We start from the raw sequence: 14,072 nt of genomic DNA on the forward strand, positions 1-14,072 counted from the left end.
AGATGCAATGGGAAACAGTGATCGGGCTGGAAATCCACGCACAGCTCAGCACCCAATCGAAGATCTTCTCCGGCAGCGCCACCACCTTCGGCGCCGAGCCCAACACCCAGGCCAGCCTGGTTGACCTCGGCATGCCCGGCACCCTGCCGGTGCTGAACGCGGAAGCCGTGCGCATGGCCTGCAAGTTCGGCCTGGCCATCGACGCCGAGATCGCCGACAAGAACGTCTTCGCCCGCAAGAACTACTTCTACCCGGACCTGCCCAAGGGCTACCAGACCAGCCAGTACGAGAAGCCGATCGTCGGCAAGGGCCATCTGGACATCACCCTGGAAGACGGCACCGTCAAGCGCATCGGCATCACCCGCGCGCACCTGGAAGAGGACGCCGGCAAGAGCCTGCACGAAGACTTCCACGGCATGAGCGGCATCGACCTGAACCGCGCCGGCACCCCGCTGCTGGAAATCGTTTCCGAGCCGGACATCCGCAGCGCCAAGGAAGCCGTGGCCTACGTCAAGGCCATCCACGCCCTGGTGCGCTACCTCGGCATCTGCGACGGCAACATGGCCGAAGGCTCGCTGCGCTGCGACTGTAACGTCTCGGTTCGCCCCAAGGGCCAGGCCGAGTTCGGCACCCGCGCCGAGATCAAGAACGTCAACTCCTTCCGCTTCATCGAGAAGGCCATCAACCACGAGGTCCAGCGCCAGATCGAGCTGATCGAGGACGGTGGCAAGGTCGTCCAGGAAACCCGCCTGTACGACCCGAACAAGGACGAGACCCGCTCCATGCGGAGCAAGGAAGAAGCCAACGACTACCGTTACTTCCCCTGCCCCGACCTGCTGCCGGTGGTGATCGAGCAGAGCTTCCTCGACGAAGTGCGTGCCGGCCTGCCGGAGCTGCCGACCGAGAAGCGCGAGCGCTTCCAGAGCGAGTTCGGCCTGTCCACCTACGACGCCAGCGTGCTCTCCGCCAGCCGCGAGATGGCGGACTACTTCGAGGCCGTGCAGAAGGTCTGCGGCGACGCCAAGCTGGCCGCCAACTGGGTGATGGTCGAACTGTCCAGCCTGCTCAACAAGGAAGGCCTGGAAATCGACCAGTCTCCGGTTTCCGCCGAGCAACTGGGCGGCATGATCCTGCGCATCAAGGACAACACCATCTCCGGCAAGATCGCCAAGATGGTCTTCGAGGCCATGGCCGCCGGTGAAGGTTCCGCCGACGAGATCATCGAGAAGAAGGGGCTCAAGCAGGTCACCGACACCGGCGCCATCGAGACGATGCTCGACGAAGTGCTGGCCGCCAATGCCGCCCAGGTCGAACAGTACCGCGCCAGCGACGAAGCCAAGCGCGCCAAGATGTTCGGCTTCTTCGTCGGCCAGGCGATGAAGGCTTCCAAGGGCAAGGCCAACCCCGGCCAGGTGAACGAATTGCTGAAGAAGAAGCTCGAAGGCTGAAATACCCACTCAGAACGCCGGGCTTGCCCGGCGTTTTCTTGTCCGAGACCCTCGACATGTTTCGAACCCTGTTCTGGCTCCCGCTGCTGGCCCTGCTCCTGGCCGGCTGCAGCACCAGTCCCTTCGGGGGCGGAAGTGGCGAAACCGGCCACGGCTATCGCGCCGAAGGCAAGGCGTCCTACTACGGCGCCAAGCACCACGGCAAACGCACCGCCAGCGGCGAGCGCTTCAACGCCAACGCCCTGACCGCCGCCCACCGCACCCTGCCCTTCGGCACCCGGGTGAAGGTGACCAACCTGAACAACGACCGCTCGGTGGTGGTGCGCATCAACGACCGCGGCCCCCATACCCGCGGCCGCATCATCGATTTGTCGCGCAAGGCCGCCGAACAGCTGGGCATGCTGCGTGCCGGCGTGGCGCCGGTACGGGTGGAATCGATCGACTGACTGGAGAATCACAATGAGCGACGAACGCATATCCGGCCTGCAGGTGCGCCGTGAAGTCATGGGCGACGCCTTCGTCGACCGCGCCATGGGCAATGCCACCGAGTTCACCCAGCCGCTGCAGGACTTCGTCAACGAGCACGCCTGGGGCGGCGTGTGGAATCGCGAGGGCCTGCCGCGCAAGACCCGCAGCCTGATCACCCTGGCCGCCCTCACCGCCCTGAAGTGCCCGCAGGAGCTGAAAGGCCATGTACGCGGCGCGCTGAACAATGGCTGCACGGTGGAAGAAATCCGCGAAGCGCTGCTGCACTGCGCCGTCTACGCCGGAGTCCCCGCCGCCATCGATGCCTTCCGCGCCGCCCAGGAAGTCATCGACGACTACCAGAAGGCCTGACATTCCTCGTAGGGTGGGCTTTAGCCCACCAACCTACCCCGGCGCCCCCCCGAAAACAGCGTGGGCTGAAGCCCACCCTACCGCTCATTGCCCTGCCCGGGTGGGCCTCAGATCACGCCGGCCCACTGCAACAGGAACAGCCCAATATTGGTCGTGATCACCGCCGCCAGGGTGGTGACCACGATGATCGCCGCCGCCAGCTCGTGGTTACCGTTCACCGCGCGGGCCATCACAAAACTGGCCGCTGCGGTGGGGCTGCCGAAGTAGAGAAAGAGGATTGCCAGCTCGGCATTGCGGAAACCGCAAAGCCAGGCGCCGAAGGTAGCCAGGATCGGCAGCCAGACCATCTTCATCAAACTGGCGCTGATGGCGACCTTGCCGCTTGAACGCAAGGACGCCAGCGACAGGGTGCCGCCGATGCAGATCAGCGCCAGCGGCAGGGTCATCTGGGCGAAGTACTCGCCCGAGGTGATCAGCCAGGCGGGCAGCGGCAACTGCCAATAGGCGAACGGAATGGCGGCCAGCACGCCGATGATCAGCGGGTTGCTGAAGATGCTCTTGGCCAGGCTCAGGGGATCGCTCTTGGCGTTCGGGCTGTAGATCGCCAGAACGATGGCCGAGAGGGTGTTGTAGCTGAGGATCACCACTCCGCCGAGAATGCCGCCCACCGACAGGCCGTAATCGCCATACATGCTGGTGGCCAGCGCCAGGCCGACGATGCCGTTGTTGCCGCGGAAGGCACCCTGGGCGTAGATGCCGCGATCCGCCACCGGGCAGCGCAGGATGGCCCAGCCCCAGCCGATCAGGAAGCACACCAGGGTCGCCGCCACGAAGTAGCCGATCAGCGCCGGCTGCAACGCCGTGCGAAGGTCTGCCTGGACGATGCCGAGGAACAGCAGGGTGGGCATCGTGCCCTTGAACACCAGGGACGATGCCGTGTTGATGAAGGCTGCGTCTATCCAGCCCAGGCGCTTGAGGGCCACGCCAACGAACAGCATGGAGAACACCGGGGCGGTGATGCTGAGAGTCTGCTGGACGACGGCGAGCATGGGCAACCTTGGCACGGGATAGTTAGGCGGCTAAGGATACCAAGGGCGGCGGGGAAAAGCCTTTCGCGGGTCTTTCAACTTTGTAGGGGCGAATTCATTCGCCAAGCAGGCCGAAGGACTGCCCCGCCGGCTTGCAGGGGGACACTGCGTGTCCCTTGGCGAATGAATTCGCCCCTACAAGAACAAAGCCGGCCGGACCGGAATCAGCGGCGCACGGGGCGCTTCTGCAACTTGCGCTGCAAGGTGCGGCGGTGCATGCCCAGGGCACGGGCGGTCGCGGAAATGTTGCCATCGTGCTCGGCCAGCACCCGCTGGATGTGCTCCCACTGCAGGCGATCCACCGACATGGGGTTTTCCGGCACCAGGCTGTCCAGGTCGGCGTGCTCGGAGAGCAGCGCGGTGAGGACGTCGTCGGCGTCGGCCGGCTTGCACAGGTAGTTGGTGGCGCCGCGCTTGATGGCCTCCACCGCGGTGGCGATGCTCGAATAGCCGGTGAGGATCACCACGCGCATTTCGGCGTCCAGTTCCAGCAGCTTGGGCAGCAGCACCAACCCGGAATCGCCGTCCATCTTCAGGTCCAGCACGGCGTAGTCCGGCAGGTCGTCCTTGGCCATCTGCAGGCCTTCCTCGGCGGAGCCGGCAACCGAGACCCGCAAACCGCGACGCGACATCGCCCGCGCCATGACGCGGGTGAAGGTGGCGTCGTCATCCACCAGCAGCAGGTGGGGCTGTTCTTCGCCTTCGATCAGGGGTTCGTCAGTCATCTCGCTTCCTCTTCGTCAAGGCATTCAGGCGACGCCGTAGGCACGCGGCAGGCGCAACTCGGTCAAGGTGCCGCCTTCTTCATGGTTATAGAGTTTAACCGTACCGCCGGCACGGGTGACGCTGGCCTGGCTCAGGAACAGGCCGAGGCCGAACCCCTTGCCCTTGGTGGTGAAGAAGGGCCGGCCCAGCTGTTCGGCGATGGCCAGCGGCACGCCGGCGCCATGGTCGCGGATGGTCAGCACCATCCACTGGTGGTCCCAGTTGACGCGGATGTCGAGCTTTTCCGGGCAGGCGTCGGCAGCGTTGTTGAGCAGATTCAGCAGGGCCTGGGTCAGGTCTGCCGGGGGTTTGATTCGCGGCGCCACGCCAAGGCCCATGCACTGGTAGCGGTAGGTGGCTTCCGGGCGCATCAGGTGCCAGCGGTTGAGGGTGACTTCCAGCCACTCGATCACCGACTGCTCCACGACCGCCTGTCGACGATCCGCCTCGGCGGCACGCACCAGCTGCTGCAGCGTGTCCTTGCAGAGCATCACCTGCTCCTGGAGCAGGGCGAGGTCATCCTGCAGGCCCGGCTTGTCACCGTACTCCTGGCGCAGCTCCTTGAGCAGCACGCTCATGGTCGCCAGGGGCGTGCCCAGTTCGTGGGCGGCGCCGGCGGCCTGGGTGGCCACGGCCAGCAGTTGCTGGTCGCGCATGCTTTCCTCCCGTCGCACCGCTTGCAATTGGTCCTGGCGCCGCAGCTCCTCGGCCATGCGCGCGACGAAGAAGGTGATCAGCGCCGCCGCCAGGGCGAAGCTCAGCCACATGCCGTAGATCAGCAGTGATTCGCGCTGGCCGGTAGGCATTTCCAACGGGTGGAAGAGCACCAGCAGCAGGGTGTAGGCCGCCAGCGCCAGGCCTGCCAGGGTGATGGTGTAGAGCCAGGGCAGGGTCGCCGCGGCGATGGTCAGCGGCACCAGGTAATAGGACACGAAGGGGTTGGTGGACCCCCCGGAGAAGTACAGCAGCACGCTGTGGATGATCAGGTCGAAGCCCAACTGGACCGAGTACTCCAGCTCGGTCACCGGCCAGGGGCCGCGCAGCCGCGCCGCGGTGGCCAGGCAAAGCACCAGCGACACGCCGAGCGTAATGCTCAGGGCGAGCCAGGGCAGAGGCAGCAGTTGGGCCTTGTAGGCAAGGCCCACCGAGCCGGCCTGGGCGGCGAGGACGAGGATGCGGATCAGGGTCAGCCGCAGCAGGTTCTGGCGGCTACCGGAGAGCAGTTGTACGGGTTCGAGCATGGTCACTCCCTGGAATCGGCGGAGTATAACCAAGGCCGGTATCGGCCCGCTCCTGTGCGGCAACTCGCCGCAGTGGATCTGCACCGGAGGCGGGCATGGCATGTCTGTAGGGGCGAATTCATTCGCCAAGGGCGGCGCAGCTGCCCCTCCGACCTCGCTGGGCAGACCTGCAGTCTGCTTGGCGAATGAATTCGCCCCTACAAGGTCACTAAACCGCCAGCGCCGTCTGGAACATCCGTCCCGAAATCCGGTCAATTGCCCCGGTTAACCCGAATGGCCGTTTACCCTCGTCCAACACAGGGAATGATCGCGCAATCCGCGCGGATGCCTGTCCCACAAGGAGTTGTCATGCCCAAGTTCACCCGCCTCGCCGCCACCCTCGCCCTCTGCGCCGCCAGCCTCGGCAGCCTTGCGGCCCAGGCCGCGGACGAAGTCCACTACAACCAGGTGGCGGTGCGCGCCGAGGTCAGCCAGGAAGTGACCCACGATCTGATGCACGTCACCCTCTACAGCGAGTCGCAGAATCCCGACCCGGCCAAGCTGGCCGACGAGATCACCCGCGCGCTCAACAGCGCCGTGCAGAAAGCACGCAAGGCCAAGGGCGTCACCGTCAGCCTGGGCAGCCGCAACAGCTACCCGGTGTATGACGAGAAAGGCCAGAAGATCACCGCCTGGCGCGAGCGCGGCGAACTGCGCCTGGAAAGCGCCGACTTCGCCACCCTCTCCCAGCTCAGCGTCGACCTGCTGGGAGAGCTGAAGATGGCCGGGATGAACTTCAGCATCGCCGAAAAGACCCGCAAGACCCACGAGGACGATCTGCTCAAGCAGGCCGTGGACGCCTTCAAGGCCCGCGCGCAGCTGGCCACTGACGCCCTCGGCGGCAAGAGCTACAAGCTGGTCAACCTGAACCTGAACAGCGCCGGCTTCCAGCCGCCGCAACCGATCATGATGCGCGCCATGGCCGCCAAGGGTTATGCCGATGCCGCCGCCGTGCCGGAAATCGAAGCCGGCACCAGCCGCGTCAGCGTCAGCGCTGACGGCACCATCGAAGTGCAGATGCCCTGATCCCGCTCGGGCGCCGCTCTGCAACGGCGCGGCGCCCTGTTCCCTGCCCCGGTCGCGATGTGCCGGATCGCGGCACACCCTTACAGCTTTATTCCACCTACTACACTTATTCCTATCGAGCTGTTGCGTCGGGCATATGCCCTGCATGGCTTCGCGCAAGTCCCCGACAACGGGTCCCTCACAATGACAAACAAAACAAACATGAGGTCAACATGCGTAAAAACGCCGTCATCCAGGCACTTCTCGCGGCAGGGCTGATCGCCAGCGCGCCCTTTGCCAGCGCCGCCAGCAACCTGGTGTTCTGCTCCGAGGGCAGCCCCGCCGGCTTCGACCCGGGCCAATACACCACCGGCACCGATTTCGATGCTTCCGCGGAAACCATTTTCAACCGCCTGACCCAGTTCGAACGCGGCGGCACCGCGGTGATCCCGGGCCTGGCCGAGAAGTGGGACATTTCCCCCGACGGCCTCAGCTACACCTTCCACCTGCGCAAGGGCGTGAAGTTCCACACCACCGACTACTTCAAGCCGACCCGCGAATTCAACGCCGACGACGTGCTCTTCACCTTCCAGCGCATGCTCGACAAGGACCACCCCTTCCGTAAGGCCTACCCCACCGAATTCCCCTACTTCACCGACATGGGCATGGACGCCAACATCACCAAGGTGGAGAAGCTCGACGACCAGACCGTCAAGTTCACGCTGGCCAATGTCGACGCCGCCTTCATCCAGAACCTGGCGATGAGCTTCGCCTCCATCCAGTCCGCCGAATATGCCGACCAACTGCTGAAACAAGGCAAGGCCGCCGACATCAACCAGAAGCCCGTGGGCACCGGCCCCTTCGTCTTCAAGCGCTACCAGAAGGACGCGCAGATTCGCTTCACCGGCAACAAGGACTACTGGAAACCCGAGGACGTGAAGGTCGACAACCTGATCTTCTCCATCAGCACCGATGCTTCGGTGCGCATGCAGAAGCTCAAGGCCAATGAATGCCAGATCACCCTCTTCCCACGCCCGGCCGATCTGGAATCGCTGAGGAAGGACCCAAACCTGAAGATGCCATCGCAGCCGGGCTTCAATGATGGCTATATCGCCTACAACGTCCGGCACCAGCCGTTGGACAAGCTGGAAGTGCGTCAGGCCCTGGACATGGCGGTGAACAAGAAAGCCATCATCGACGCGGTCTACCAGAGCGCCGGCCAGCTGGCGGTGAACGGCATGCCGCCGACCCAGTGGTCCTATGACGAGACCATCAAGGACACCCCCTACAACCCGGAAAAAGCCAAGGAGTTGCTGAAGGCCGCCGGCGTCAAGGAAGGCACCGAAATCACCCTCTGGGCCATGCCGGTGCAGCGCCCCTACAACCCCAACGCCAAGCTGATGGCCGAGATGCTGCAGTCCGACTGGGCCAAGGTGGGTATCAAGGCGAAGATCGTCACCTACGAATGGGGCGAATACCTCAAGCGCGCGAAGGCCGGCGAACACGACACCATGCTGATCGGCTGGAGCGGCGACAATGGTGACCCGGACAACTGGCTCGGCACCCTCTACGGCTGCGACGCGGTAGACGGCAACAACTTCTCCAAGTGGTGCGACGCCAGCTACGACAAACTGATAAAAGAGGCCAAACGCACCACCGATCAGGCCAAGCGCACCGAGCTGTACAAAGAGGCCCAACACCTCCTGAAAGCTGCAGTCCCGATCACCCCGATTGCCCACTCCACCGTCTACCAGCCGATGCGCAAGAACGTGCAGGATTACAAGATCAGCCCGTTCGGCCTCAACTCCTTCTATGGCGTGAGCATCGGCAAGTAAGCCGTTACAGCGGGGCCTCCCGGCCCCGCTTGCCCACCCTACCTGCTCAACCGGAAATCGCCGTTTCAAGGAAGCCCGATGCGTCGAAGCCTGCTGTCCCTCGCTCTCTGCCTTCCCCTCTACGCCGCAGCCAGCCAGTCCTTGGTGGTCTGCACCGAAGCCAGCCCCGAAGGCTTCGATATCGTCCAGTACACCGCTGCCACCACGGCCGATGCCTCGGCCGAAACCGTCTTCGACCGCCTGGTGCAATTCGCTCCCGGCAGCACCCGGTTGCAACCGGGGCTGGCGGAAAGCTGGACGATCAGCGATGACGGACTGGTTTACCAGTTCCAGCTGCGCAAGGGCGTGAAGTTCCACAGTACGCCCTGGTTCACCCCCAGCCGCGAGTTCAACGCCGACGACGTGCTCTGGAGCTTCCAGCGCCAGCTGAACGCCGACCACCCCTGGCACACGCTGTCGCCGCGCGGCTTCCCCTATGCCGAGTCCATGGCCTTCGCGCAGTTGATCGAGCGCATCGAGAAGCTTGACCCGCACCGCGTGCGCTTCGTCCTGAAGCACCCCGAAGCGCCCTTCCTCGCCGACCTGGCCATGGGCTTCACCTCGATCTATTCCGCCGAGTACGCCGGCCAGTTGCTCAAGGCCGGCAAGCCGGAGCAACTCAACCGCGAACCGGTGGGCACCGGCCCCTTCGTCTTCGAACGCTATCGCAAGGATGCGCAGATCCGCTTCCGCGCCAATCCCGACTACTGGGCGGGGAAACCGGCGATCGACCGCCTGCTGTTCGCCATCACCCCCGATCCCAACGTGCGCGTGCAGCAGCTCAAGGCCAATGCCTGCCAGGTGGCGGTCTATCCCCGCCCCACCGATATCGCGTCGCTGCGCCAGGACCCGGCACTGGACATCCTCGAACTGGATTCCCTGCTGGTCGCCTATGTCGGCATCAACACCCGCCACCCACCGCTGGACGACCTGCGGGTGCGCCAGGCCATCAACCTCGCCTTCGACAGACGCGCCTACCTGCGCGCGCAGTATGGCGAAGGCAACGCCAGCCTCTCGGTTGCGCCCTACCCTGCCACCCTCCTGGGGTTCAACGACAAGCTGGTGCCCTGGCCCCTGGATCCGCAAAAGGCACGCCAGTTGCTGGCCGAAGCCGGGCACAAGGACGGGTTCAAGCTGACCATCTGGACCCGACCCGGTGGTGGGCCGACCAACCCCAACCCGGGCATCGGCGCACAGATGCTCCAGGCCGACCTGGCTGCCATCGGCATCCAGGCGGAGATTCGCGTCTATGAATGGGGCGAGCTGATCAAGCGCGCCAAGCAGGGCGAACACGACCTGGTGTTCATGGGCTGGGCCGGGGACAATGGCGACCCGGACAACTTCCTCACTCCCAACCTGTCCTGTGCCGCGGCGAAATCCGGGGAGAACCAGGCCGGCTGGTGCAACCAGGCCTTCGACGAGCTGATCCGCCAGGCCCGCGCCGTCACCGACCCGGCCCGCCGCGCCGAGCTCTACCGCCAGGCCCTGGCGATCTTCCACGAGCAGGCGCCCTGGATTCCCCTGGCGCACCCCAAGCAGTTCGCCGCCCTGCGCAAGGGGATCGAAGGTTTCCAGCTGAGTCCGCTGGGGTCGAACAACTTCGCGCGGGTGAGGCTGAAGCAGTAGGCCGCTCTTCTGTAGGGGCGAATTCATTCGCCAAGCAGACCGCAGGGCTGCCCTTCGGAGTCCGAGCGTGCACGGTTGCCCTCTCCCCAACCCTCTCCCGCAAGCGGGAGAGGGGGCTGTCTGTGCGGGGGCGGACTCCGGCTTATTCCTGTAGCGGCGAATTCATTCGCGAAAGCAGGCCGAAGGCCTGCCCGCTACGCCTCCAATCCGAACGGATCGTCGATGGAATGGCTCGGCTGGGTAAACCAGCGCGGGCCTTCGGCGGTCATGTAGAAATGATCCTCCAGGCGAATGCCGAACTCGCCCGGAACACAGATCATTGGCTCGTTGGAAAAACACATGCCCTCGGCCAGCGGCGTCTCGTCACCGCGGACCAGGTAGGGCCCTTCGTGGATATCCAGGCCGATGCCGTGGCCGGTTCGGTGCGGCAGGCCGGGCAACTGGTAGTCCGGGCCCAGGCCGGCGGCCGCCAGGCATTGGCGGGCGGCGGCGTCCACCGAACCGCAGGGTGCGCCAAGGCGAGCCGCCTCGAAAGCCGCTTGCTGTGCCGCCTTCTCCAGACTCCAGAAGGCACGCTGGCGCTCGCTGGGTTTGCCGAACACATAGCTGCGGGTGATATCCGATTGGTAGCCGTACAGCTGGCAACCGGTATCGATCAGCACCATGTCACCGTCCTTCAGCACCTGCGCGTGCTTCACCCCGTGGGGGAAAGCGCTGGCCTCGCCAAACAGCACGATGCAGAAAGTGGAACCCGGCGCGCCCACCTGGCGGTGCGCCTGGTGGATGAACTCGGCCACCTCCGTGGTGTTGATGCCTTGGCGCAGGATGCTGGCGGCAGCCTTGTGCACTTCCAGGGTCATGTCCTTGGCGCGCTGCATCAGCGCCAGCTCGGTGGCGGACTTGTGGAAGCGGCAGGGATCGATCACGCAGGCGGCGCTGATGAAGTCGTAACCGGAAGCGAGGCTGCGGATGCCGTCGAACATGAAGAAAGCCAGGGACGGGCACAGGCCCACCACCGCATCCGGCGCGATACCCATTGCGCCGAGCATCTCCAGCAACAGCCGATAGGGGCGCTCGTGTTCCTGCCAGGTGTGGATAACCCCTTCCACCTCACGGAAGTCGCGGATGGTGCCTTCCTCGAAGGCCGGCGCGATATAGGCCAGCGGACCGTCGGCAGGCAGCACGGCGCCGACCAGGCGTTCGCTCGGGCTCCACTTCACCCCGGTGAAGTAGCGCAGGTTGCTTCCGGCATTGAGGTAGATGGCCGCGATCCCCTGCTCGCGCATCAGGCCCTGGGCCCTGGCGATGCGCGCCTGGTATTCGTCGAGGCCGATGGGCTCGACGCCCGCGGTCATGCTGGCCAGGCCGGCGAGGGCCTGTTCCGGGGTCTTGCCACCCACTCCCACTGTCATCTTGTTCTCCTGAGGGATGTTGCGATTCGAGAAATTTAAGTATCACTTAAATCTTCGTCAACGCTAATTTTCAGTAGCACTTAAATTTCAATAAGGCGACAAGCCTTTTCTAAGATGCGTCGCCCGTTATACTGGCGCCCTTCAGAACAAGAGCCACACCAATGACCGTAGAACAGATCGGCGAACGGTTGCGCCGCTATCGCCGCGCCGCCAACAAGACCCTGAACCAGGTAGCCGCCGAATCGGGTCTCACGGCCAGCTTCCTGTCCCAGGCGGAACGCAACCTCACCGGCGTGTCCATCTCGTCCCTGGCCAATATCGCCAAGTCCTTGGGGATTCCCCTCAACGCCCTGTTCGACCAGCCCACCCAGCCGCAGCCCGATTCCCACCAGGGCCAGCGCGTGCGCTACACCATCGGCGGCCAGCCGCTGGCCTACGAGCGCCTGTCCAGCAACTTCCCCGGCAACCTGATCAACGCAGTGAAGATGAGCATGCCGGTGGGCTACCAGTCCGAGCTCATTTCCCACGAAGGCGCCGAATTCGCCTACGTGCTGTCCGGGCAGATCGTCTACACCATCGAAGGCCGCAACTACCCCCTGGGCCCGGGGGATTCGGTGCATTTCGACGCCGCCAAGGCGCATTTCCTCGCCAATACCGGCGACGAGGTGGCCGAGGTGCTGACCGTCACCACCATGGGCCTGTTCGACGACCACCCCACAACCTGACCGGCCGGTTTCCGCAAGTAAGCACCACTGAATTTAAGTTGACCTTAATTTCAGCATCACTTAAGTTCGGCCTCGGCCGGCAGTGGTGCAAGTATCCCCTTATCCCCTGCCGCCTTCGCCCGCCCGGGAGCGCCGGCATTCGGCCCCGGACTTGCGATCGACGGGCAACTTGCGGCTCACGAAGCCGCGAGATCAGGTGTAAGGGAAAACAAGCTTCGAGCACCTGGTACGCCGCCCTCAGAACAACAACAACGAGGTTCGCATGCGTCAGAAAACCAAGCTCAAGACCATGATCGCCGCCGGCCTGCTGCTCGGCTCCGGCCTCTCCCACGCCGCCAGCAACCTGGTGTTCTGCTCCGAGGGCAGCCCCGCCGGCTTCGACCCGGGCCAATACACCACCGGCACCGATTTCGACGCCACCGCGGAAACCATCTTCAACCGCCTGACCCAGTTCGAACGCGGCGGCACCGCGGTGATCCCGGGCCTGGCCGAGAAGTGGGACATTTCCCCCGACGGCCTCAGCTACACCTTCCACCTGCGCCAGGGCGTGAAGTTCCACACCACCGACTACTTCAAGCCGACCCGCGAATTCAACGCTGACGACGTGCTCTTCACCTTCCAGCGCATGCTCGACAAGGACCACCCGTTCCGCAAGGCGTACCCCACCGAATTCCCCTACTTCACCGACATGGGCATGGACGCCAACATCGCCAAGGTGGAGAAGGTCGACGACCAGACCGTCAAGTTCACCCTCAACAGCGTCGACGCCGCCTTCATCCAGAACCTGGCCATGAGCTTCGCCTCGATCCAGTCCGCCGAATACGCCGACCAGCTGCTCAAGGCCGGCAAGGCCGCCGACATCAACCAGAAACCCATCGGCACCGGCCCCTTCGTCTTCAAGCGCTACCAGAAGGACTCGCAGATCCGCTTCGCCGGCAACAAGGACTACTGGATGCCCGAGGACGTGAAGATCGACAACCTGATCTTCTCCATCAACACCGATGCCTCGGTACGCATGCAGAAGCTCAAGGCCGGCGAATGCCAGGTCACCCTCTTCCCGCGCCCGGCCGACCTGGACGTCCTGAAGAAGGACCCGAACCTGAACATGCCGTCGCAGCCGGGCTTCAACCTCGGCTACATCGCCTACAACGTCACCCACAAGCCCTTCGACAAGCTCGAAGTGCGCCAGGCGCTGGACATGGCGGTGAACAAGAAAGCGATCATCGACGCCGTCTACCAGGGCGCCGGCCAGCTGGCGGTCAACGGCATGCCGCCGACCCAGTGGTCCTACGACGAGACCATCAAGGACGCCCCCTACAACCCGGAAAAAGCCAAGGAACTGCTGAAAGCCGCCGGCGTTGCCGAAGGCACCGAGATCACCCTCTGGGCCATGCCGGTGCAGCGCCCCTACAACCCCAACGCCAAGCTGATGGCCGAGATGCTGCAGGCCGACTGGGCCAAGGTGGGCATCAAGGCGAAGATCGTCAGCTACGAATGGGGCGAGTACATCAAGCGTTCCAAGGGCGGCGAACACGACGCCATGCTGATCGGCTGGAGCGGCGACAATGGTGACCCGGACAACTGGCTGGGCACCCTCTACGGCTGCGACGCGATCAACGGCAACAACTTCTCCAAGTGGTGCGACGCCGGCTACGACAAGCTGATCAAGCAGGCCAAGGCCACCCCGGACCAGGCCAAGCGCACCGAGCTGTACAAAGAGGCCCAGCACCTCCTGAAAGACGCCGTGCCGATCACCCCGATCGCCCACTCCACCGTCTACCAGCCGATGCGCAAGAACGTGCAGGACTACAAGATCAGCCCGTTCGGCCTCAACTCCTTCTACGGCGTCTCCAGCCAGCGCTGAGCCAAGGTGGCCGGGCAACCGGCCTCCCTGCATGCCTCAGGACGGCACCAGACCGGACGAGGCTTTTCTCACCTGCCACAACAAACGCCCAGCGCCGCGCCCGACACCTTCGGGCCGGCGCCTTTGCCCACGCGACCTAAACTGCTGG

The 14,072-nt window shown here is 64.4% G+C and carries 12 protein-coding genes; 8 read left to right on the forward strand and 4 right to left on the reverse strand.

Annotation, left to right across the window (positions count from 1 at the left end; all coding sequences use genetic code 11):
* Positions 1-2: 2 nt before the first annotated feature.
* The 3 genes from gatB to ACFW0H_RS14495 are packed head-to-tail and all read left to right on the forward strand — an operon-like array spanning position 3 to position 2,285.
* Positions 3-1,448 carry an Asp-tRNA(Asn)/Glu-tRNA(Gln) amidotransferase subunit GatB gene (gene gatB / locus ACFW0H_RS14485; RefSeq protein ID WP_422914578.1) on the forward strand — a complete coding sequence of 482 codons (1,446 nt, stop codon included), beginning with the start codon at positions 3-5 and terminating at the stop codon, positions 1,446-1,448.
* A 56-nt stretch (positions 1,449-1,504) separates the two neighbouring features.
* Positions 1,505-1,894 carry a septal ring lytic transglycosylase RlpA family protein gene (locus ACFW0H_RS14490; RefSeq protein ID WP_422914579.1) on the forward strand — a complete coding sequence of 130 codons (390 nt, stop codon included), beginning with the start codon at positions 1,505-1,507 and terminating at the stop codon, positions 1,892-1,894.
* A gap of 13 nt (positions 1,895-1,907) precedes the next feature.
* Positions 1,908-2,285 (forward strand): carboxymuconolactone decarboxylase family protein, encoded by a 378-nt coding sequence (locus ACFW0H_RS14495; protein WP_422914580.1) that lies wholly within the window; start codon positions 1,908-1,910, stop codon positions 2,283-2,285.
* Positions 2,286-2,392: 107 nt separating this feature from the next.
* Here the strand turns inward: ACFW0H_RS14495 and ACFW0H_RS14500 are convergent, their stop codons facing one another.
* The 3 genes from ACFW0H_RS14500 to ACFW0H_RS14510 form a co-directional block, all read right to left on the reverse strand.
* The gene (locus ACFW0H_RS14500) at positions 2,393-3,334 is read right to left on the reverse strand and encodes an AEC family transporter (protein WP_422914581.1); all 942 of its coding nucleotides are present in this window, start codon (positions 3,332-3,334) and stop codon (positions 2,393-2,395) included.
* A gap of 203 nt (positions 3,335-3,537) precedes the next feature.
* Positions 3,538-4,098 (reverse strand): response regulator transcription factor, encoded by a 561-nt coding sequence (locus ACFW0H_RS14505; RefSeq protein ID WP_422914582.1) that lies wholly within the window; start codon positions 4,096-4,098, stop codon positions 3,538-3,540.
* A 24-nt stretch (positions 4,099-4,122) separates the two neighbouring features.
* A complete protein-coding gene (locus ACFW0H_RS14510) occupies positions 4,123-5,379 on the reverse strand; it encodes an ATP-binding protein (protein ID WP_422914583.1) in 1,257 nt (418 codons plus the stop codon).
* A gap of 348 nt (positions 5,380-5,727) precedes the next feature.
* Between ACFW0H_RS14510 and ACFW0H_RS14515 the strand changes: the two genes are divergently transcribed.
* From ACFW0H_RS14515 to ACFW0H_RS14525, 3 genes are all read left to right on the forward strand, one after another.
* The gene (locus ACFW0H_RS14515) at positions 5,728-6,444 is read left to right on the forward strand and encodes an SIMPL domain-containing protein (protein ID WP_422914584.1); all 717 of its coding nucleotides are present in this window, start codon (positions 5,728-5,730) and stop codon (positions 6,442-6,444) included.
* Positions 6,445-6,656: 212 nt separating this feature from the next.
* Positions 6,657-8,258, forward strand: a complete 1,602-nt coding sequence (locus tag ACFW0H_RS14520; RefSeq protein ID WP_422914585.1) for an ABC transporter substrate-binding protein — start codon at positions 6,657-6,659, stop codon at positions 8,256-8,258.
* 78 nt (positions 8,259-8,336) lie between these two features.
* On the forward strand, positions 8,337-9,923 hold the full coding sequence (locus ACFW0H_RS14525) for an ABC transporter substrate-binding protein (RefSeq protein WP_422914586.1): 1,587 nt from the start codon (positions 8,337-8,339) through the stop codon (positions 9,921-9,923).
* 194 nt (positions 9,924-10,117) lie between these two features.
* On the opposite strand, the gene ACFW0H_RS14530 is transcribed toward ACFW0H_RS14525, so the two are convergent.
* Positions 10,118-11,335: a M24 family metallopeptidase gene (locus ACFW0H_RS14530; RefSeq protein ID WP_422914587.1), complete on the reverse strand. Its 1,218-nt coding sequence runs from the start codon at positions 11,333-11,335 to the stop codon at positions 10,118-10,120.
* A gap of 161 nt (positions 11,336-11,496) precedes the next feature.
* Between ACFW0H_RS14530 and ACFW0H_RS14535 the strand changes: the two genes are divergently transcribed.
* Together ACFW0H_RS14535 and ACFW0H_RS14540 are read left to right on the forward strand one after the other, a co-directional pair.
* The gene (locus ACFW0H_RS14535) at positions 11,497-12,060 is read left to right on the forward strand and encodes a helix-turn-helix domain-containing protein (protein WP_422914588.1); all 564 of its coding nucleotides are present in this window, start codon (positions 11,497-11,499) and stop codon (positions 12,058-12,060) included.
* A gap of 289 nt (positions 12,061-12,349) precedes the next feature.
* Positions 12,350-13,924, forward strand: a complete 1,575-nt coding sequence (locus tag ACFW0H_RS14540; RefSeq protein ID WP_422914714.1) for an ABC transporter substrate-binding protein — start codon at positions 12,350-12,352, stop codon at positions 13,922-13,924.
* Positions 13,925-14,072 lie beyond the last annotated feature (148 nt).

Origin of the sequence: Metapseudomonas cellulosilytica (assembly GCF_049334135.1) — a bacterium.
GTDB lineage: Bacteria > Pseudomonadota > Gammaproteobacteria > Pseudomonadales > Pseudomonadaceae > Metapseudomonas.

Bases quoted from the DNA above. Each gene is read 5' to 3' on its own strand.
- ACFW0H_RS14540 (WP_422914714.1), top strand. From the start codon at position 12,350: ATGATCGCCGCCGGCCTGCTGCTCGGCTCCGGCCTCTCCCACGCCGCC.
- ACFW0H_RS14505 (WP_422914582.1), bottom strand. From the start codon at position 4,098: ATGACTGACGAACCCCTGATCGAAGGCGAAGAACAGCCCCACCTGCTG.
- ACFW0H_RS14515 (WP_422914584.1), top strand. From the start codon at position 5,728: ATGCCCAAGTTCACCCGCCTCGCCGCCACCCTCGCCCTCTGCGCCGCC.
- ACFW0H_RS14535 (WP_422914588.1), top strand. From the start codon at position 11,497: ATGACCGTAGAACAGATCGGCGAACGGTTGCGCCGCTATCGCCGCGCC.
- gatB (WP_422914578.1), top strand. From the start codon at position 3: ATGCAATGGGAAACAGTGATCGGGCTGGAAATCCACGCACAGCTCAGC.
- ACFW0H_RS14500 (WP_422914581.1), bottom strand. From the start codon at position 3,334: ATGCTCGCCGTCGTCCAGCAGACTCTCAGCATCACCGCCCCGGTGTTC.
- ACFW0H_RS14530 (WP_422914587.1), bottom strand. From the start codon at position 11,335: ATGACAGTGGGAGTGGGTGGCAAGACCCCGGAACAGGCCCTCGCCGGC.
- ACFW0H_RS14525 (WP_422914586.1), top strand. From the start codon at position 8,337: ATGCGTCGAAGCCTGCTGTCCCTCGCTCTCTGCCTTCCCCTCTACGCC.
- ACFW0H_RS14520 (WP_422914585.1), top strand. From the start codon at position 6,657: ATGCGTAAAAACGCCGTCATCCAGGCACTTCTCGCGGCAGGGCTGATC.
- ACFW0H_RS14490 (WP_422914579.1), top strand. From the start codon at position 1,505: ATGTTTCGAACCCTGTTCTGGCTCCCGCTGCTGGCCCTGCTCCTGGCC.
- ACFW0H_RS14495 (WP_422914580.1), top strand. From the start codon at position 1,908: ATGAGCGACGAACGCATATCCGGCCTGCAGGTGCGCCGTGAAGTCATG.
- ACFW0H_RS14510 (WP_422914583.1), bottom strand. From the start codon at position 5,379: ATGCTCGAACCCGTACAACTGCTCTCCGGTAGCCGCCAGAACCTGCTG.